General features: G+C 32.4%; 19 protein-coding genes and 2 riboswitches. Of the genes, 2 read left to right on the top strand and 17 right to left on the bottom strand.

Annotation, left to right across the window (positions count from 1 at the left end):
• Positions 1-787 precede the first annotated feature (787 nt).
• Positions 788-1,069: a putative quinol monooxygenase gene (locus AB3K27_RS09285; protein WP_368490908.1), complete on the bottom strand. Its 282-nt coding sequence runs from the start codon at positions 1,067-1,069 to the stop codon at positions 788-790.
• A 296-nt stretch (positions 1,070-1,365) separates the two neighbouring features.
• Between AB3K27_RS09285 and AB3K27_RS09280 the strand changes: the two genes are divergently transcribed.
• Both AB3K27_RS09280 and AB3K27_RS09275 read left to right on the top strand, forming a co-directional pair.
• Positions 1,366-2,019: a hypothetical protein gene (locus AB3K27_RS09280; protein WP_368490907.1), complete on the top strand. Its 654-nt coding sequence runs from the start codon at positions 1,366-1,368 to the stop codon at positions 2,017-2,019.
• A 65-nt stretch (positions 2,020-2,084) separates the two neighbouring features.
• Positions 2,085-3,788: a GMC family oxidoreductase N-terminal domain-containing protein gene (locus AB3K27_RS09275; RefSeq protein ID WP_368490906.1), complete on the top strand. Its 1,704-nt coding sequence runs from the start codon at positions 2,085-2,087 to the stop codon at positions 3,786-3,788.
• Between the two features lie 82 nt (positions 3,789-3,870).
• Here the strand turns inward: AB3K27_RS09275 and AB3K27_RS09270 are convergent, their stop codons facing one another.
• From AB3K27_RS09270 to AB3K27_RS09195, 16 genes are all read right to left on the bottom strand, one after another.
• Positions 3,871-5,508, bottom strand: a complete 1,638-nt coding sequence (locus AB3K27_RS09270) for a methyl-accepting chemotaxis protein (protein ID WP_368490905.1) — start codon at positions 5,506-5,508, stop codon at positions 3,871-3,873.
• A 79-nt stretch (positions 5,509-5,587) separates the two neighbouring features.
• A riboswitch (SAM riboswitch) is annotated at positions 5,588-5,691 on the bottom strand.
• A gap of 108 nt (positions 5,692-5,799) precedes the next feature.
• A complete protein-coding gene (locus AB3K27_RS09265) occupies positions 5,800-7,632 on the bottom strand; it encodes a GTP-binding protein (protein WP_368490904.1) in 1,833 nt (610 codons plus the stop codon).
• Between the two features lie 65 nt (positions 7,633-7,697).
• Positions 7,698-8,498 carry a sulfate adenylyltransferase subunit CysD gene (gene cysD, locus AB3K27_RS09260; protein WP_368490903.1) on the bottom strand — a complete coding sequence of 267 codons (801 nt, stop codon included), beginning with the start codon at positions 8,496-8,498 and terminating at the stop codon, positions 7,698-7,700.
• Positions 8,499-8,515: 17 nt separating this feature from the next.
• On the bottom strand, positions 8,516-8,830 hold the full coding sequence (locus AB3K27_RS09255; protein WP_368490902.1) for a ferredoxin family protein: 315 nt from the start codon (positions 8,828-8,830) through the stop codon (positions 8,516-8,518).
• Complete coding sequence (locus AB3K27_RS09250; RefSeq protein WP_368490901.1) at positions 8,814-10,505, bottom strand: adenylyl-sulfate reductase subunit alpha; 1,692 nt, start codon at positions 10,503-10,505, stop codon at positions 8,814-8,816. The genes AB3K27_RS09255 and AB3K27_RS09250 overlap by 17 nt, the downstream gene beginning before the upstream one ends.
• Positions 10,506-10,509: 4 nt before the next feature.
• Complete coding sequence (cysC, locus tag AB3K27_RS09245; RefSeq protein WP_368490900.1) at positions 10,510-11,124, bottom strand: adenylyl-sulfate kinase; 615 nt, start codon at positions 11,122-11,124, stop codon at positions 10,510-10,512.
• Positions 11,125-11,206: 82 nt separating this feature from the next.
• Positions 11,207-12,268 carry a sulfate/molybdate ABC transporter ATP-binding protein gene (locus AB3K27_RS09240; RefSeq protein WP_368490899.1) on the bottom strand — a complete coding sequence of 354 codons (1,062 nt, stop codon included), beginning with the start codon at positions 12,266-12,268 and terminating at the stop codon, positions 11,207-11,209.
• A gap of 1 nt (position 12,269) precedes the next feature.
• Complete coding sequence (gene cysW, locus AB3K27_RS09235) at positions 12,270-13,097, bottom strand: sulfate ABC transporter permease subunit CysW (protein ID WP_368490898.1); 828 nt, start codon at positions 13,095-13,097, stop codon at positions 12,270-12,272.
• Positions 13,098-13,108: 11 nt separating this feature from the next.
• Complete coding sequence (gene cysT / locus AB3K27_RS09230) at positions 13,109-13,927, bottom strand: sulfate ABC transporter permease subunit CysT (RefSeq protein WP_368490897.1); 819 nt, start codon at positions 13,925-13,927, stop codon at positions 13,109-13,111.
• A gap of 127 nt (positions 13,928-14,054) precedes the next feature.
• On the bottom strand, positions 14,055-15,110 hold the full coding sequence (locus AB3K27_RS09225) for a sulfate ABC transporter substrate-binding protein (protein WP_368490896.1): 1,056 nt from the start codon (positions 15,108-15,110) through the stop codon (positions 14,055-14,057).
• A 279-nt stretch (positions 15,111-15,389) separates the two neighbouring features.
• Positions 15,390-15,496: riboswitch (SAM riboswitch) on the bottom strand.
• 189 nt (positions 15,497-15,685) lie between these two features.
• Positions 15,686-15,868, bottom strand: coding sequence for a hypothetical protein (locus AB3K27_RS09220; protein WP_368490895.1), 183 nt, complete (start codon positions 15,866-15,868; stop codon positions 15,686-15,688).
• Positions 15,828-16,154, bottom strand: coding sequence for a hypothetical protein (locus AB3K27_RS09215; RefSeq protein ID WP_368490894.1), 327 nt, complete (start codon positions 16,152-16,154; stop codon positions 15,828-15,830). Before AB3K27_RS09215 ends, AB3K27_RS09220 begins: the two co-directional genes overlap by 41 nt.
• A gap of 14 nt (positions 16,155-16,168) precedes the next feature.
• A complete protein-coding gene (locus tag AB3K27_RS09210; protein ID WP_368490893.1) occupies positions 16,169-17,410 on the bottom strand; it encodes a radical SAM protein in 1,242 nt (413 codons plus the stop codon).
• Positions 17,411-17,438: 28 nt separating this feature from the next.
• Positions 17,439-18,224: an ABC transporter ATP-binding protein gene (locus AB3K27_RS09205; RefSeq protein WP_368490892.1), complete on the bottom strand. Its 786-nt coding sequence runs from the start codon at positions 18,222-18,224 to the stop codon at positions 17,439-17,441.
• 31 nt (positions 18,225-18,255) lie between these two features.
• Positions 18,256-19,308 carry an aliphatic sulfonate ABC transporter substrate-binding protein gene (locus tag AB3K27_RS09200; protein ID WP_368490891.1) on the bottom strand — a complete coding sequence of 351 codons (1,053 nt, stop codon included), beginning with the start codon at positions 19,306-19,308 and terminating at the stop codon, positions 18,256-18,258.
• 28 nt (positions 19,309-19,336) lie between these two features.
• Positions 19,337-20,176, bottom strand: coding sequence for an ABC transporter permease (locus AB3K27_RS09195; protein ID WP_368490890.1), 840 nt, complete (start codon positions 20,174-20,176; stop codon positions 19,337-19,339).
• Positions 20,177-20,179: the final 3 nt, after the last annotated feature.

Here is a 20,179-nt window from a genome sequence, read left to right as displayed (position 1 = left end):
TAAATATAATGTCTAAATACTTATTAACATTATAAATTATTTACCATAACAATTAAACTTTTCTATATAAAATTAAAAATTCCCTTATGTTCTTTAAGAGTAGTAAACGTTTTAAAAAATTTATATGAATATTTAAAATATTCTTAAATATACATATATAAAATTTAAATTATACAAATTAAATCTATTAAATCTAAATTAACACATATAGTTTATCCTACAAAATCTACGCTATAATTAATATTAACAGTTTATGAATATTTATAAGAAAAGTTCATTAATTCTGACTTTTAGAAGAAGGAAATATATTTTTTTTAATTTTTAGTATAATTTTAATTGACATACACATACTATAGAGATATAATAGAAAAAAGTAAAAGGACGGTGAATACATTGAGTAAGATAAATGATAAAAAATCAGTATTAATAACTTCTGAAGTTATTGAAGAATGCCTTTGCGAATCTTTTGATATTACAGAAAAAAATACTCTATCACATAAAAAAAATAAAAACCATCTAAAGTAGTGCCTTTATTATACGCTATTCTATTTTTGAAAAAAAAATAGAATAGGTGTATGAAAAGGTCTTTTTTATTATCTTTTCTAAAAAAGTTATCTATTCATTATATATGAAATTCATTAAAAATTTCTCCAATCGAACAAAATTTATAAAATATTTACATTTATATTTTTTGTCAAACTATCATCTGGTATTTATAAAAATAATAAGAATAAAAAAATTAAATGCACTCTTTTTATAAAGTGCATTTAGTCAACTGAAAATAACTCTATATTTCTTTATAAAGGTTACTTTTCTTATCAACACGAAGTTCTGCTAATAAAGGAATTATTCTTTTAAAGTGTTCAGTATTGTTATGTTTTTCAATAGCTTTGCTATCTTCCCATTCTTCTATAAATGTAAGTATGGAATTATCATTTATATCTTCAAATAGACCATAAGAAATACACCCTGCTTCCTGTCTGCTTTTTTCAATTAATTCTTCTGCCAATTTAATAAATTTTTCTCTCTGGTCTTTTTTTAATATATTTTTTGCCACTATTTTTATCATTATTATCAATCCTTTCTTAGAAATTAGAATTACATACATTTACTTAAATATGGTACACCATCACAAGGAAGAAGTAAATCAAGTGATTCTTGGGTTCAGGTGGAGTTTGCTGTAGAGAACCGCTTATCTCCCACTTTAAAAAATCTGGGAGTATTTAGCAATGGTAGCGTTCGGATAAAAAGAACTTTATCATGAATTCTATCGTATATGAATAAAAACTTCATACTGATGATAAACTATATCTATTAAATAATCTATTTTTTTAACAAAAATTCTAAGGATATATGGAGTCAATCATGAATCTAAATATTTTTAAACTATTTCCTGAAATGATAAAAAATCAGAATAAATACCCCTTTCCCCACACAAACATAACCTTTAAGGCATTAGTTGATGCTGCAATACCTAAAACTCCTAAATTAGCAGAAAATCATGGGCCTATTCAATTATTCGGGGCATTGGACTGTAACATCCACGGATATGAAATATGGATATTAAATCACTTTGTTTCTTTACATATACCTCCACTAGATGTGAATATTTATCTGTCCAACTCAACTGCAAAAATGCTGGACGTAGCTGCCAGACAACTGATTGATTCCAAAGAAAATAAAAAATCTATAGATTCTAAATTATTCAGAGAAAAATATATATTTGCATCCCTTGAACCAGAAGATCGCTTTCGTGCCATAACTCTTTTAGAGGAACTAAAAATTAACCCTGCATATTTACCACTGCCTTTTTATAATAATCCCGGTCTTATAGTTTCCCTGACTGGCGGAATAGTTATGTTTATTACAATAGGTTACTACACTGAATGGTCAGCATACGGTTCAACAAGTATGGAAACACCTAATAAACGAAAATTAGAGCAATTTCCTATAGGATGGGAGCAAGTAGGATATCCCGGCCCGTCTAAAGGATACCATGCTTTTAGAGGATATTTATGAGTAAAATTCTACCTGAACCTAAAATCACTTAATTATATAAGTTCGTAAAATAGGAGGTGTATTTTATGGAAAAAGATGCTGATGTAATAGTTATAGGCGCGGGAGGAGGAGGTCCGGTAGTTGCCAAAGAACTTGGTGAAAAGGGCATAAAAGTTTTATTGCTTGAAGCAGGAACATGGTATGGAAACAAGAAATGGCCCAATCCACTGCAGGAACAAGGAGCTGTAAGCTCTGCTGATACTGAAGACTTAAGTGATGAAATTTTACATAGATGTTTTACAGATTATGAAGGAGATACAAACGATAATGTAATTGGCAGATTTCGCTGGGGACCTGCAGATAGGCGAAAACCTGCCTGGTTTAGAAGGCTTCCTCAAGGAGGCTTTGCCTGGCAAAGTTCCAGCATAGGCGGCACTACACTGCTTTATTTGGGAAATTCCCCCAGAGCTTTTCCTTCATCCGTAAATGATACATGGCCGATTTCTTATAAGGAACTAATTCCATACTACGAAAAAGTTGAATCTACACTTCCTGTTTCTCAGGCCCCAATGACAGATAAGGAAGAGTTATTTTTTTATGGTGCTAAGAAAGCTGGATGGCCAATTTTAAAAACTCCTGATATAACAAATCCAGGATATAGAACTCAGCCTAATGCAATCTTACCCCCTGATCCTGATATAAATAATTTAGATTTTAAATTTGAATATAGTACAGAAGGCTGTACTCTTTGCGGCCATTGTATGAATGGATGCAGCATAGGTCCTTCAGTAGAAAGAGTAGCAAAACGTTCTACACTAATCAGTTATATTCCTTTAGCCTTAAAAACCAATAATGTAGAAATCAGACCTAATACATTTGTTACAAAAGTTTTAACAAGAAAGGATAGTACGGGAAACTTAAAATCTATAGGCATTAAATATAAGGACACATGGACAGGAGAAAATGGGGAACTTAAAGCAAAAGTTATAGTAATGTCCGCAGGTCCTATAGAATCCCCCAGATTATGGTTAAATTCAAAACTCCCACATAACCCCTGGGTGGGAAAAGGATTGACAAATCATTGGTTTGACTGTATATCTGGAATATTTGAGGAAAAAGTTTTAATGAATATATTAGGTACCCCTGATGTACGACCCTATGTGGGCCAAAATTCGGCAGCCAGATTTGACTATCCAGGCCTTGGATCACTCCAGGGACTAGGTGTAAGTCCTGGAATATATTCTACACTATCCTATTCCCTAAGCAGATATGGCTACAATTTTTTACATAAACCTGCTTCTAAAGAACCCTGGGATATTAGAGGAAGAGTAGTAGGTCAGGAACTTAAAGAAATTATGATGTCATATCCACAGACTTTAAGTATTTTACTATTTACTGACGATACCCCAAATAGTAAAAATACTGTTACACCGGATAATCTCATAAAGGATGAAAATGGTTTTGTACCTGTAATTAAATATATTCCCTCCAAAAATGATATGCAAAAAAGAGATAAACTTGCAGCAATTGCAGCGGATATACTAAAAAAAGCAGGAGCTAGTAAAATCATACGTACAGACTGTACCTCTGGCCTATTGGTTCATATGCAGAGCACTATGCGTATGGGATATGTTACTGATACAAATTGCGAAGCAAAACAGGTAAAAAGACTATTTATTGCAGACAACAGTGTACTATATAACAGCTTAGGAGGAGCTAATCCTACTCTTACAACACAGGCTCTGGCAACACGTACCGCAGAAAAAATAGTCCATAAATATTTTAATTAACTGCAAATTTTTGCTATATTCCTAAATAAGTGATTCTATATTCAGGGGAAGTTTTTTCCACCTGAATCTTAGAATTACTTGATTATCCTAATATCAAATCTCCCATTAATACTCCTGTAATTTCACTTTCTTTATTTCTAACTGGAACTGAAAGAGCTATACAATAATTATTGGTATCTACAGATATATAGGGCTCAGATTGATATTCCTTTCCTTTTATTGATTCTTTAAAATAGGGTCTGTGGGAAAAACTAGTATATATCTCTTCCTCACTATAATCCAATGTTATAGCTTTTCTAAGCCCATCCCTCTGTACCAATCCAAATAATTCAAAATAAGGGTATTTATTTATATTTTTTGTTAATATTTCAGTACAAATATTATAATCCATGGTACTTAAACCTTCAATTTGTGCTATCTGCCTAAGTACCTCTAATCCTGTTTCTATATTCTTATACACTTCCTCATCTACATTATAATCTTTAGCAAAAGAGGATATGCCCTCTTTTAAGTTTTTATTCATATCTGACAAATTCGATATAGAATCAAAGGCATTTTTCATAGCAGATAACTGTTCTTGGGAAGCTGACGCTACTTGCTGGGTAGCTTCAGAAGTATTTTCTGATATTTCACATACCTTTCTCATAAGATCTCTTGTATCAATTACTTTTTTATTTTGTATATTTATAACTTTATTTATATCTTCTATGGAATCTATAGATTTTTTACTTTCTATATATATATTATCTAAATTTTCTTTTGTAGCATTGGAAAATGTTATGGTTTCACTAAATATTTTAGCTTCATTATCCATGTTAGCAGATATGTCCGTTATTTCTGATTTAATCTCATCTATTATATACTGAATTTCTTTGGCCTGATTGGAGGATATAGCAGCCAGTTTTCTTATTTCATTTGCCACTACTGCAAAACCTGAACCACTTTCTTTTGCCTTTGCAGCTTCTATAGAAGCATTTAAGGAAAGCAAATTAGTATTTTTACTTATATCATTTACTGCATCTGCTATATTTTGAATTTTAAAAGCTTTTTCATATAAATTTTTTACTTTTGATACTAAGTCTATATTTAAATCTGAAGACTGGTTCATCTTTTCAATTAATTCTTCATAAGTTTCACTACTGTGTTTTACTACTTCCATCATAGAATGAGCATTATTTGCAACCAATTCTCCATTTTGTGATATGGATTTATGTCCTTCCACAAATTCTTTAATAAGTGTTTCCGTTTTAATTGCATCATTCATCTGTTCTATCATATCCTGGGATATATTATTTATAGCAGAACTGGTTTCTTCACCTGATCTCTCTACCAATAATGCATTTGAGCTTAAATCTTCGCAGTAATTTACAACTTTATCAGTCATTATATTGGTTTCATTTATAAATCCCCGTATACTTAGAATCAATATATTTATACTTGAACACAGATCACTAAAAATACTTTTATCATATATTTTTATTTTTTTTGTTAAATCTCCCCGGGATATCTCTTCTATAGACCCGCTAATATCTTCCAAGGATTTAAGAGTGAAATTTAATATTATAAGAACAGCCGTAACTAAAATTACAATTAATAAGACCCATACAATATTATTTAATATAATACCCTTTCCTCCAATAATACTAGAAACAATAAAAACTAATAGTGTTAAAAATACCGAACTTACTCCAAATATAAGGCCTATCCTTTTACCTTTCATATTTAAAACCTCCTAAAAACAAAATTGAAATACAAAAACCTCTTCTTAATAATTAAGAAGAGGCCAAAAATATAGCATCCTCTCATCTCTAAGGAAATTTCCTTCAGGATTTAGCACATTTCTAGAATGTCTAGCTGTTGCCGGGTTTCATAGGGCCAGTCCCTCCACCTCTCGTGATAAGAGCGTATATAATATGTATTCATTTTTTATTACAATAAATTATATACATTATGACTATAATTTGTCAACAACTTTACAGGATTCAAAATTGATTTTTAATACTATATTTTATCAATAGCCAAGTGTTTTTATAATATCTTTAACTTTTACATCCGAATTAAATTCTGGATTATCTATATAGAGCATTATAACTGGATAATCAGCCCTTTCATACTTAAATATATTATCACTATCTTCACTAAAAACAGTTGGATTTCTCTTTTTATATACTTCTTTAGGCGCATCTATGAATATTTCTACATAATTCTCCGCTCCAATTATATTTTTTGCATATTCTCTATCCCCTTTAAATCTGCTTACAGATGTAACTATGGTTATGGTGCCGCTATCTGCAAATAAATTAGCCACTTCTGCAATTCTTCTAGTCTGTTCATGGGCATCTTCTGAATTAAATGTAAGATCGGAGCTGAGTCCAAACCTTAGATGGGAAGAATCAAGATAGTATACTTTTTTCCCTAAATCCACAAGTTTTTTCTCAAGTTTAACTGCTATTTCATTTTTTCCACATCCAGGCAGCCCTGTAAGCCAAATAACTCTTCCTTTCTGGCCCAGTTTCAACTCTCTATCTTTTCTTGATACAAGTCTTTTTCTTATGGATATATTTTTACTTTTTACATCTTTTATTTCCCTTTTCAACGAATCTTCTATATTTGAAATAATTCCTCCACCGCTTATATCGTAGCCATCTACTATAACAAATCTTCCTGTAGATTGAAACTGACTGAATTCATCAAAACATATAGGTTCTTCCGTTTTTATAGTAACTTCTGCTACATCATTTTTCTTTAGAAAATTTAGATTTTCACTGCTATTTAATGTAGATGCATCAATTATTTTGTTTACAGATATTATATTGAATTTTACCTCCTGAGTTTCAATTTTAAGTTTATAGGTCTTATCCTTTACCAATTTATTATTTCCAAGCCAGAATACATTGGCATTGAACACATTTCCTACGGTAATTGGAGAACCTTTGTGACATATAACTTCCCCCCTTTTATTGTAAAATTCATCTTCTAGAGTAATACCTACAGACATACCTGCAACTGCTACATCTGACTTATCTTTTTCCTGCCATGCCTCAATAGACTTTACTCTTGTACTTTTTCCTGAGGGATAAATTATAATTTCATCCCCTTTTTTCAAAGTACCAGACTGAATTCTACCTGCTATAATTCTTCTGTTGTCAAATTTATATACATCCTGAATAGGAAATCTTAGATCTTTTTCTTCAATTCCCCTATCTTTTTCTATATTATCCATACTCTCTAAAACAGTTTGGCCATTATACCAAGGCATTTTATCCGATTTTTTAGCTATATTCTCACCCTTTGAAGCTGAAATAGGTATATACCTTTCTGGATAGATATTTATATTATTTAAAAATTCATTGAATTCCACTTGAACCTCATTAAATCTCTTTTCCGAATAATCTACCAGATCCATTTTATTTATAACTACAAATACCTTTTTTATACCAATAAGCGAAAGTATATACCCATGTCTTTTTGACTGCTCCATAACACCTTCTTTGGCATCTACGACCAAAATAGCTGCCTCTGCACTGGCAGCTCCTGATATCATATTCTTTAAGAATTCTTTATGTCCCGGTGCATCTATAATTACATAGTCTCTTTTTTGTGTGAAAAATTGAAGCATGGTTATATCTATGGTTATACCCTGCTTTTGTTCTTCCTCAAAGGCATCTAGCAAATATGCATACTCAAACTTTTTTCCATTATCTTCAGATATCTTTTTTACTTTTTCAATTTCACCTTCAGGCAGTGAATTAGTATCATAGAGCAATCTGCCTATTAGAGTTGATTTACCGTGATCTACATGTCCAACCACTACTATATTTAAATTTTCTCTGTCTCTTGCCATTTAAATACCCCCTATTTTATTCAATTCATAATTCCATTTAATATCAATTGTGAACTGTGAATTGTCTACATATATCCTTCTTTTCTTAATTTTTCAAGAGCATGGGCATCTGCCTTGTCCTGTGCCCTTCCGGATCTTTCTGTCTCATTGGTATTTTTAAGTTCTTCTATTATTTCATCTAAACTTGACGCATTGGAATCAATAGGATTTGTACAAGGTGCACATCCAAGGCTTCTATATCTTTTACCATTCTTTGCAAAATAAAGATCCACCACTGGAATATTCTCTCTCTTCACATATTCCCATATATCCAATTCAGTCCAGTTTATAATAGGATGTACTCTTATATGGTTACCCTTTTTAAAATCAGTTTTAAACTGATCCCAAAGTTCAGGAGGTTGATCTGTGTAATCCCACTTGGACTCTGCATTTCTCTCACTAAATACTCTTTCTTTGGAACGTGAACCTTCTTCATCTCTTCTAATACCTACAATAAGCCCTTCAAATTTATGTTTGTCTATTACCTGTTGAAGTCCATCTGTCTTTAGTGCCCTGCAGCAAACAAGTCTTCCCTTTTCCGGTCCAATGCCCTCTTCTAAGGCTTTAGTATTTGTGTGTACTATTAAATTTAAATTATATTCTTTTGCTATCCTATCTCTGAATTCTATCATCTCTGGAATTTTTAATGTGGTATCCACATGTATAAGTGGAAATGGACAATTCCCAAAAAATGCTTTTTGAGCTAACCACAGCATTACTGTGGAATCCTTGCCTATGGACCACAACATTCCAAGCTTCCCAAGTTTTTTATAAGCCTCTCTAAAAATATAGATACTTTCTGCTTCCAATCTATCTAAATGATTCATTTACTATTTCCCTCTTTCTAATATCTATTTGACTCTTTTCTATTGGTGACTATTGTAATTCCAACATTATCATCATTTATTAAATGCCATTTTAATTCATCTCCATTTTTACTAACATACAAATAGGAACCATTGCCACCTATGTCTGCTCCTAAATAATACTTAATTGAACCATTTGCACATTCTTTAACACAAGCTGTACATCCCCAGCAGTCACTTTCATATTTTAAATATGCTTTCCCATGATCATCTGCATATATAAGATTTCCAGGACAGACATTTTTACATTTAAGGCATCCAATACAACTTTCACTATCAATTTTTATGCTCATATATTTTATCCCTTTCTACTATATTTCTAAATATAATATACACCTTTCCTTTCTTGTACACAGAATTAACATATTTTACCCAATTTTTGTCATCTCTAAAAGGAAAATTGTTATTTTGCTGATAACATTTCCACCTTGTTTCACGTCTTGCCTTTAAATGGGCTATAACAACCCTGCATATATACAATCTGTCAATTAATTCATATATAAATAATAGTTCATGGAAATTCTCGGCTTTTAGTCCTCTGCTCATCTCAAGCAGCTCCTCTATCCTGTTTTCAGCCCTGCATAATTTTTCTATATTATAGCTATAGTTTTGCGATATGCCTCCTGCATATTCATCCATAGTTTTCTGCATAGCTTCTTCCAACTCATAAACACTATAAATATTTTGTTTATTTTCAAAGAATCCATTTACTTCACTCAGTTTGTTCTTTATACTTTCTTTATCTATATACTCAATATTTACGTTTTTAATATAATTCAGCACTGAATCTGCTGCAATCTCACCTTCCGCAAAACACCCTGTTGCATATTTTTTTGGACTTCCTCCACTTACATCACCTGCACAATAAAGCCCTGTCAAAGTTGTGGCTCTTTTTGTATCCACCCAGTATCCACTGCCACCATGACCTCCCACCAAATATGGTTCAGTTCCCTCGATTTCCACATCTTCCACTTGTGGAATTCCATCTTTGCTTATCCATTTTAGTGCCTGGGACGGTGCCATATTCAGATAAGCTCTTATCAAATCGCCTTCCTGAGTCTTGGTAATATGATTAATCTTTAAAAAACATGGCCCATTACCTTTTTTGTTTTCCATTACAGTAGCATAAAGTCTATTTATAGTTGTAGGTTTCCCGTAATTTCCCACATATTTTTCACCTTTGCCATTCACCTGATAAGCTCCTATTCCCTGAGCTATAGTTCCTGTAGGTGCTATAGTATCTTTGCACCTCAATGCAACAAATCTCATCTCAAAAGTTGTCATTTCAGCCCCTGCTCTTATTCCCATTGCGTACCCAGCTCCAGTATTGAAAGGCGAATACCACATCTTGTGTTTTGAAAATCCAGGGTTATTAGGTTTATATATGCCTGATGCCCCTCCTGTTGCACATATTACTGCTTTTGCATGGATTACATAGAATTCTTTGTGGTGAATGGAAAATCCATAGGCACCTATAATTTTTTGCTCTTTCTGTATATAATCTATAATATTTACTCCATTCAGCACATGTACGCTGTTTTGACTTTCCACTGCATTTGAAAGTATAGGTTTAATATTTTCTCCATTTATCTTTATACTTCTCCTGCCTCTCTTTACATATTCTCCTTTTGAATCCTTTAAAATAGGAAGTCCCATATTCTCCATCTCACGGGTCACACTATTGAGTCTTTTTGCTATAGTATATACCAAATCCTCTCTTACGACTCCATTAAATTCTTCTTTCACATAATCTACAAAAGACTCAGGGGTCTCACCTTCATTTATATAGGCATTTAAAGCATTAATCCCACCTGCAAGGCATCCACTTCTTTTTATATTTGCCTTCTCCACAATAAGGACACTTGTTTCCGGAGACTTCTTAGCTATTCTAAACGCTGCAAAACAGCCTGCCGTACCTCCACCTATTATCAATACATCAGTATGCAGTTCTTTAACCACAAATTCCATTTAATCACTCCTGTACCTTACAAGACAAAAAGTCCAATATTTTATTTACACATTGCTGAACAGTATCCAAATTGGTAGATACAACAATCTCAGGATTATCAGGTACCTCATAGGGAGAATCCACACCTGTAAAATCCTTTATTTTACCATTTCTAGCCTTTTTGTATATTCCCTTTGGATCTCTGCTTTCACAAACTTCAAGAGGACAATCAACATATACCTCTACAAAATCTTTCCCAAGTAATTTCCTGACCTTGTCTCTATCATCTTTAAATGGAGATATAAAAGTTGAAATTGTAATAATCCCAGAATCTACAAACAGTTTACATACCTCTGCTATCCTTCTTATATTTTCAATTCTGTCTTCTTTGGTAAATCCAAGATTGGAATTTAAACCATGCCTTACATTATCACCATCCAAAAGATAAGTGAGCCTTCCCATATTATATAATCTCATTTCAAGTTCAGAAGCTATGGTGGATTTTCCAGATCCAGAAAGACCAGTAAACCATATAAGAATTCCATTTTGCCCAAGCAGTTTTTCTCTCATCTCTCTATTTACCAATGCTCTATGCCATGATATGTTAGTTGATTTCACACTCAATAAAAATCCCTCCATTATTCTCAAACTTTTCACCATTGATGAATTAAGTTATCTTTATAGTTTATTTACTCATACCCCTGCTTTGCAAAAAAATATTTTATATATATGCAGATGTAGTATCAGATTTCAAATTGTTTTCAATAATTTCTACTTTATTATCATCATTAAATAAATATAATCTGTGCACAAGAACAATTACTTCTTCGCCTAAATTGAGATTGTCCTTTTCCAACGAATAAACTCCTGAAATTTCAGTATTTCCTATTTTAACAGTTACTACCCAATTGGAACCTGCAAAAGAAATATCTGTAATAGTACCTTTGTCACAGGCAAGCTCAGATTGTATTTCCCCCTTTCTTCCAATTTCAACAAATTCAGGTCTTATAATAGCTTTTGCTCCCGATGGAAGTCGCTTAAATGCTTTAAATTCACTAAAATCCTTAATAATAGTTGATTCACCAACAAATGTTGCTACAAAAGCAGTTTTGGGATTTTTATATATTTCAACCGCACTGCTTATTTGCTCAATACTTCCCAAATTAGTTATTATAATTTCATCTGCCACTTCCACCGCTTCTTCTTGATCATGGGTTACAAATATACTTGTTATTCCTAATTTGTGTATCATCTGTTTGAGCCAGGTTCTAAGTTCTTTTCTTACTTTTGCATCAATAGCAGCAAAAGGTTCATCAAGAAGGAGCAGCTGCGGTTTTGGAGCAATGGCCCTTGCAAAAGCAACTCTTTGTTTCTGGCCTCCTGACAACTGACTTGGATATCTTTTTTCCAAACCTTTAAGTCCAATAAGTTCTATTAATTCTGTAACTCTTTGTTTTATATATTTCTTATCTTCCTTCTTAATAGAAAGTCCAAATGCTATATTCTGATATACCGTCATATTTTTAAAAAGAGCATAATTTTGAAAAACAAACCCTATTCCCCTTTTTCCTGGGGATATATCATTAACTAACTTTCCATCGATATAAATTTCTCCACTATCAGCAGTCTCAAGCCCTGCGATTATACGAAGTATTGTAGTTTTTCCGCTTCCACTTGGCCCAAGCAGTCCTATCAACTTTCCTCGTTCTATCCCAAAGGATATATTCTTCGACGCTTTATAACTTCCAAATTTTTTATTAAGGTTCCTGACTTCAACATACATATTATTTCACCTCTTTTTTCACTTTCCACTCAATAATATTCCTTAAAATTAAAATTACAATAGCTATAAATACTAAAATTGATGATACTGCAAAAGATGCAGAAAATTGATATTCATTATATAATATTTCTACATGCAGTGGCAAAGTGTTAGTTTCTCCTCTTATATGTCCGGAAACTACGGAAACAGCTCCAAATTCACCTATGGCACGGGCACTGCACAGTACTATTCCATACAGAAGTCCCCATTTTATATTAGGCAGTGTTATTTTTGTGAATATTGTCCACAAATTTGCCCCCATGGAGGCTGCCGCTTCTTCCTCATCAGTTCCCTGAGTAATCATCAGAGGTATTATTTCCCTAGCCACAAAAGGAAAAGTTACAAATATCGTAGCCAGTACTATACCGGGCAGTGCAAAAACTATTTTTATATCATGTTGAAATAGAAAATTATAAAATAAACCACCTCTTCCAAAAGTCAGTACATATATCAATCCAGCTATAACCGGCGAAATAGCAAATGGAAGATCAATAAGTGTAATTAAGAAATTCCTGCCTCGAAATTTAAATTTTGTTGCAACAAAGGCCATTATTGTGCCGAATACAGTATTTAAAATAACCGCCAGGCTGGAAGCTATTAAAGTAAGTTTTACAGCTGAAATAGTATTTTCCTCCGTAATAGCCATCATATATGCATCTTTACCTTTTTTAAAGGCTTCTATAAATATAAGTATCAGTGGCATCCCCAGCATTATAAATAAAAATATTATTGTTATTGCTATGAGTAAATACTTAATTATACTAGATTTAGTATAGTATCTCTTTTTCAATTTTCTCACCCCTATGCATACTTGTTGGCTCTCCATTGAATTAAATTTATAATAAACAACATAAAAAATGAAAATACAAGCATAACCAAAGCTATGGCTGTTGCTCCCGAATAATCAAACTGTTCAAGCTTGGTCATTATTAAAAGGGGAGCTATTTCAGTTTTCATGGGCTTATTTCCAGCTATGAATACCACAGATCCATATTCCCCTATGCCTCTTGCAAAAGCAAGTGAAAATCCAGTTAAAAGAGGAGCAATGAGTTGCGGAAATATTACCTTGAAAAAAATTTGTATTCTAGATGCGCCTAGAATAGAAGCTGCCTCCTCTATACTGACATCTAAATCTTCTAAAACTGGCTGCACTGTACGTACAACAAAGGGTATGCCTATGAATACCAATGCTACAGTAATTCCAAATGTGGAAAAGGATCCCTGTATACCAAATTTATCCAATATAGAGCCAATCCATCCATTTTTTGAATAAAGTGTTGTAAGTGAAATGCCTGCAACAGCTGTAGGAAGAGCAAAGGGCAAATCTATACATCCATCCAGAAATCTTTTAAAACGAAAATCATATCTTACAAGTGCCCAGGAAATAATCAATCCAAAAACAGCATTTATGCCAGCTGCTATAAATGCACATCCAAAACTTATCTTATATGATGCTATTACCCTTGGATTTGTTACAGTTCTTATGAAATCATCAAATCCCATTTTAGATGTTTGAATCAATATTGTGCTAAGCGGAATTAAAACTATTAAACTCAAATATAAAATAGCCACTCCCATAGATATATTAAAACCCGGGATAACTCTTGTCTTTTTAGCCATTTTATGCCTCCTTCCTGTATTGCAAATCGCTATAACATATACATTATATGTAGATACTATAGTATTAGCATTATATAATAACTTCTAAGATTTGAAAATCCTAGAAGTTATTTTACCATATATAGTATTACTGTTTAGGCTGATATATCTGATCAAATGTTCCCCCATCTTCAAAATGAGTTTTCTGAGCTTTTGTCCATCCGCCGAATACATCATCTATTGTAAATAAATTGATTTTTGGAAATTGATTTTCATATTTCTTGGCAATCTCCTTGTCTCTAGGACGATAGTAATTCTTTGCAGCTATTTCCTGTCCTTCTTTTGAATACAGGTATTTTAAATATTCCTCAGCCACTTTTCTCGTACCTTTTTTATCTACCACTTTATCTACCACAGCTACCGGTGGTTCTGCAAGTATGCTCATAGAAGGCACAACTATATCAAACTTATCTTTTCCCAATTCTTTTACAGATAAGAAAGCTTCATTTTCCCAAGCTATAAGAACATCCCCAACTCCTCTTTCAACAAAAGTAGTTGTAGCACCTCTTGCACCTGAATCCAATACTGCCACATTTCCATATAACTTCTTCACAAATTCTTTTGCCTTGTCTTGATTATTATTGTTTTGCTTTAAAGCATATCCCCATGCTGCAAGATAGTTCCATCTGGCACCACCGGATGTTTTGGGATTCGGCGTTACTATGGAAATTCCTTCATTTACAAGGTCATCCCAGTCTTCTATGTGTTTAGGATTACCTTTTCTAACAAGAAATACTATAGTGGAGGTATAAGGAGAACTGTTATCTTCAAACTTCTTCTGCCATCCTTTATTAATTAGGCCCGCCTCTTGAATTGCATCTATATCGTAGGCCAAGGCTAAAGTAGCAACATCTGCTTCCTGTCCTTCTATAATTGATCTTCCCTGTTTACCTGATCCACCATGAGATTGTTTTATTGTAACATCCTGGCCAGTCTTTTCTTTCCAATATTTAATAAAGGCTTTATTGTACTCTTGATATAATTCTCTTGTAGGATCATAAGAAACATTCAGAAGTTCAACTGACTTTTCACTTTTCGATGATTCCTTAGTATTTGTAGCGTTTTGATTCCCACAACCTGTAAAAAATGCCAGTATAAAAATACCAATCAATGAAATTAAAATGCTAAACTTAAATTTTTTCACAAAAAATCCCCCTTTAGTTTAAAAAAGTTTTATTTTATCAAAACACTCATAAGAATCTAAGTATTTTAACTTAATACATAATTTATTCACAATTTTCTCGTTATTTTTTCAAGTCAAAATAATTTTGTCAGTATATACTTTTTGCTGTTTTGGTAAAAAGTATATGGGCCTTTGTTATTTCATGACTAAAATTTGATGTTAACTTAACCTCCGGTTTTTCTAATCAAGTCCAATAAAAAACTTCCTGTGGAGAAAACACAGGAAGTTATATCCTCTTGTTTCTCATCTTTCAGGGTATACCTGCTGGAATTGGCACCATTGAATATAAAATTTATTCAGGTTGCCGGACATCATAGGGCCAGTCCCTCCGTCTCTCTTGATAAGAAGTTTTATATTTAATTTCATATTTTAAAAAATAAATTATATATAATATACAGCCTTTTAAGTTTTTTGTCAATATAAAATTGCAAAATAAACAGGGCAAATCTCCTTTGATTTTCAAATTTGGCTGACAAGACCATTTCTATTTTATTAAAGTGAGGTTTTTTTGTTCACTGTATTTCATTGCATCAATTTTATTTTGCCAATCTATCCAGATGAATTAAAAGTGGATGTTTTTCCTCTTCCTGCTTCTTTCTATAACTATAGGTTTCATTTCTTATTTCTTCCGGCTCTATCACCCATACTGTAGATAAATCTCCATCTTCAATATTTTCTTTAACAAATTTGTTTGTAATATTTCTTAAATATTTTTCCACTTATCTTGGCTTTTACAGGAACACCTTTTATCTGATAACTCTCATTATTTTTAGATTTTATAGTTATTGAAACTTTTTTCTTAAACCATATACTATTCACCATATTATTGTTTGTTATCGACGATTCGATTAATTCTAGATATATTATGTTTCCAGAATCATCTACTTTTAAAAAGCTTTTAAAGGTAGTATGTGGTATATTGTTCTTATCTACTGTTGATAAAACTTTTATTGTATCCTTATCATTTATTAGTTTTATAATTTTATCCTGCAATTTTATCGCCAATTAAAATCCCTCCCTTATATAATTCTTGATAAGTCGGTATCCGGATGGTTACCACATCTTCTATAATTATCCATATCAATATTCAAATTATACTTTTTCCTGAGATTGTCAAGTGATCTGGATAATTTTACATAATACTCCAAAGAAGGATTTTCCTGATTTTGAAATACGGAACCAGGATATGGAGTCCAGACACACTGTACTATACTCACTCCATTCTCAACAAATTTTTCTGCTTCCTCCAATATTACTTTAAGTGCCTCATCTTCAGTTTCAAATCCATAGGGTCTAGCAAGCTCAACACCTGCTACAATACCAGAATCCACATTTCCTTTTCCGAATATATCCACCGCAGCAAATATCCTTCTTTTCCACTCTTTATATCCTATTAGTTTACTTTTACCAGGACAAATCCAATTAAACTTTTCTTCATTAAGCACTTCAATATCTGAAGTATAAGACATACTACCTGTATTTTCGTATATTTTTTGTAATTGTTTCTCGTTAAATGCTGAAGATATCATCTGACTGGGAAATTTTTTGGTTTTAAAATTTTCTCCTATAGCTTGAAGTATTTCTATGTATAAATTAACTTCATCATCAAATACCTCTTCACCACTCAATATAGATCCTGCTGTTAAAAAAATACTTTCTAAAGCTCCAGGTTCCTTCAATGCTTCCTTTACGGTCTCATACACATCCTGAGGCTCCAGTCTTGCCGGCTTGTTATTTTCTATTTTGTTCTTATTGAAATTTGACCCTATATTACAGTACCTACAACCTTTTCCTGTATCCCAAAAATGGCAATAGCTATATGGATCTATATCTATACGCTGCGGTCTTGAAGTTGCTACATGCCACATAGGAGTCCCCTTGCTTGTAAACTTTTCATAATAATCAGGTTTAGGCCAATATTCAACTTCCTCTACTATTTTCCCACCATCTGTAAGATAGCATTTGCCATCAATATAATCCACAACATATGGATTCTTAGCTGATGGAAGAGGACCAGTTATAATAGATGTACCATCTCTAAGAAGTAAAGATACTGGAAAATAATCTTTTTTTTCACCTACTGAAAAAAATATTCCTCTAGATTGGAGCTGATGTATATTTTTATCCGCAGCTTTTATTGCCCTACCAGTATAAATCACACTTCTTCTCTGTACATCCGCTTTAATTATAGCAAAGGGTGACACATCACTATATTTTTCTATAACTTCTTTTAATGTCAATTCTCTTTTTCTTTCTGGCATTTATATTTTACACCTCTCTAGTATTAAATTATCTATCTGTAATCAAATCAAGTATGTCCCCATGCAATTTTTTGAATTTATCACTATATTTTACATCGCTTAGATTTCCTATCCCTTCGTAATTAGTAAATCCAATGTTAAATTGTTTAATTATTTTTCCTGGTCTTTTAGACATAACTATAACTTTTGTACCAAGATATAGAGCTTCATCAATATCATGAGTAATAAATAAAACAGTTTTCTTATTTTCACTCCATATATGTCTTAATAAATTCTGCATCTGTTCTCTTGTCAATGCGTCCAAAGCGCCGAAAGGTTCATCCATAAGTAATACTTTTGGATCGTTAGCAAGTACACGAGCTATAGCTACACGTTGTTTCATGCCACCTGATAATTCATAAGGCTTAAGTTTTCTAAATTCATCCAGTCCAATTCTTTTAAGAAAAAAATCTGTCTTTTCATCAGCTTGCCATCTGGGAATTTTCCTCATTTTCAAGCCAAACCTAACATTATTTTCTACATTAAGCCATGGATATAGCGCAGGTTGTTGAAAAACAACTCCTCTATCATGATCTGCTCCCCTTATTTCATTTCCATCTATCAACGCCTTACCTTTTGATGGATTTATAAATCCAGCTACAATTTTGAGTAAGGTACTTTTTCCACATCCCGATGGTCCCAATATGCATATAAATTCTCCACTTTTTATATGCACATTTATGTCTTCTATAGCATTAACCTCTGTATTACTGGATTTATAAGTTAAACTGACATTCTCTAGAGAAATAATATAATTATCTTTCTTGATTTTCACGATATTTTACCTCCAAATTATCAATTACAGCTTATTTTTTTAATGCACTCTCTATAAATTCAGGGTCAATAGCTTTTTCAAACTCAGATAATTCTGGAGCAGATTGTATCTGTTTTTGTTGAACTAAAAAGTCAGCAGTATCTTTAAGAGTTTTCGCAAATTCACCTTTTTTTGAACTTGTCCCTAAATACTTATCGGATATTTCTTCTTTTGCTGACAACCATATTAATTCATTCATTTGATTCTTACTATCTTCTTTGCTTATATTAAGCTCCTTTGCTACAGACTGAGCCGCATCATCAGCATTACTTTTAAAATAATCATAAGCTTTGATTTGAAGTTTTACATATTTTGTCACTATGTTAGGATATTTTTTAGCAAACTCCTTATTAACTATACCAATATCACCGGTAACAATACCTTTTTCAGCCAATGTTCCACTATTAACTATTTCTTTGCCATCCAGAGCTATTAACTTTGCTAGCGTTGGCTCCCATACATATGCTGCATCTATTTCTCCACGCTGCCATGCAGCATAAATATCTTGAGGCTGCATATCAAGAACAGTCACATCATTCGCTGATACTTTTTCTGCCTTCAATTCACTTAACAAACTATAATGAGTTGTAGAGCCAAAAGGAACTGCAACCTTTTTACCTTTCAGATCTTTAATTGAATTAATATTGGCCTTATTTTTTGCAACAAGTGCCTCATTTTTTCCTATTACATCATGAATCCAGAATACTTCATATGGAAGATTCTGAGATATTCCTATAGATGCTGGAGTTGAACCTAAAAGTGCAATATCCAAACTCTTTGAAGTCATTGCGGTATTTACATCTTTCCCTGAATCAAATTGAACAAATTTGACCTTAACTCCCAGTTCCTTCTCATACCAATTCTTTGATTTCGCTAAAATCTCGTCATTGGGAATTTGCTGGTATCCAATAGTGACAACACTAGGCTTTTTATCATCTTTTGTCCCACTGGATGTTTTATCTGCACCATTTCCACATCCTGCTAAACTCCCTACTAGAATACTTGCCAAGATAGTTGTTATTATTGATTTTCCAATTTTTTCCATAAAGTATTCCTCCCGTTTTTAGATATTATTATTCTTTTCCTTCCCATGGAACAAATTTTATTTCTATTAACCTAATTATTTTGTCAAGTAATATTCCCGTCACGCCCATTATTATAATGCCCACAAAAATTATGTCACTTCTTAAAAATTTACTGGCATCAAGAACCATCCACCCTATGCCAGATACTGCGGCAACCATTTCTGCAGCAACCAATGTTGTATATGCAAATCCCATAGAAGTTCTAAGCCCTGTAAATATTGAAGGCAAGCAAGTTGGAAGTATAACATGTAAAAATGTCTGAATTTTACTTGCACCTAAAGTATATGCTCCATTAATATAATCTTTTCTAATGCCTTTCACTCCAGATGCGCATGACAAATATATGGGTGGAAATGCTGCCAGATAAAGCAGCATAACTTTTGATGAATTTCCTATACCCAGCCACATTATTAGAAGTGCATAATATGCCAGGGGAGGAAGTGGTCTAAAGAAATTTACTATGGGTTCAAAAACAGCTCTAATTTTACTGCTGTACCCACTTGCCAGTCCTATCGGAATTCCTGTTATTATTGCTAATATAAATGCCGACATAAGCCTAAACATACTGTCACTAAAATGTTTATAAATAGTATTTCCCTTATATCCTTCTGTAATAATTTCTTTAAATCCCAATATAACTTTATAGGGTGACGGGATAATGGATTCAGGTAATATCTTTAACTTTGTTATCAAGTACCAGATAATTAACAATAAAGTTACAGTAGTTATTGTAATAATTTTTTCAATAGTAATAAATTTCGACATTTTAAAATCTATTTTTTTAGTCGATGCATTCAGTTTTTCATTATCTGAGATCCGCTTATACATAAA

Source organism: Clostridium sp. BJN0013 (assembly GCF_040939125.1).
Classification (GTDB): Bacteria; Bacillota; Clostridia; order Clostridiales; family Clostridiaceae; genus Clostridium_B.
The sequence above is the reverse complement of the archived record's forward strand: the minus strand, read 5'-3'. Positions and strand labels throughout refer to the sequence as shown.

Excerpts from the sequence above, each read along its gene's own strand:
- AB3K27_RS09285 (WP_368490908.1), bottom strand. The coding sequence starts at position 1,069 with ATGATAAAAATAGTGGCAAAAAATATATTAAAAAAAGACCAGAGAGAA.
- AB3K27_RS09280 (WP_368490907.1), top strand. The coding sequence starts at position 1,366 with ATGAATCTAAATATTTTTAAACTATTTCCTGAAATGATAAAAAATCAG.
- AB3K27_RS09275 (WP_368490906.1), top strand. The coding sequence starts at position 2,085 with ATGGAAAAAGATGCTGATGTAATAGTTATAGGCGCGGGAGGAGGAGGT.
- AB3K27_RS09270 (WP_368490905.1), bottom strand. The coding sequence starts at position 5,508 with ATGAAAGGTAAAAGGATAGGCCTTATATTTGGAGTAAGTTCGGTATTT.
- AB3K27_RS09265 (WP_368490904.1), bottom strand. The coding sequence starts at position 7,632 with ATGGCAAGAGACAGAGAAAATTTAAATATAGTAGTGGTTGGACATGTA.
- cysD (WP_368490903.1), bottom strand. The coding sequence starts at position 8,498 with ATGAATCATTTAGATAGATTGGAAGCAGAAAGTATCTATATTTTTAGA.
- AB3K27_RS09255 (WP_368490902.1), bottom strand. The coding sequence starts at position 8,830 with ATGAGCATAAAAATTGATAGTGAAAGTTGTATTGGATGCCTTAAATGT.
- AB3K27_RS09250 (WP_368490901.1), bottom strand. The coding sequence starts at position 10,505 with ATGGAATTTGTGGTTAAAGAACTGCATACTGATGTATTGATAATAGGT.
- cysC (WP_368490900.1), bottom strand. The coding sequence starts at position 11,124 with ATGGAGGGATTTTTATTGAGTGTGAAATCAACTAACATATCATGGCAT.
- AB3K27_RS09240 (WP_368490899.1), bottom strand. The coding sequence starts at position 12,268 with ATGTATGTTGAAGTCAGGAACCTTAATAAAAAATTTGGAAGTTATAAA.
- cysT (WP_368490897.1), bottom strand. The coding sequence starts at position 13,927 with ATGGCTAAAAAGACAAGAGTTATCCCGGGTTTTAATATATCTATGGGA.
- AB3K27_RS09210 (WP_368490893.1), bottom strand. The coding sequence starts at position 17,410 with ATGCCAGAAAGAAAAAGAGAATTGACATTAAAAGAAGTTATAGAAAAA.
- AB3K27_RS09200 (WP_368490891.1), bottom strand. The coding sequence starts at position 19,308 with ATGGAAAAAATTGGAAAATCAATAATAACAACTATCTTGGCAAGTATT.
- AB3K27_RS09195 (WP_368490890.1), bottom strand. The coding sequence starts at position 20,176 with ATGTATAAGCGGATCTCAGATAATGAAAAACTGAATGCATCGACTAAA.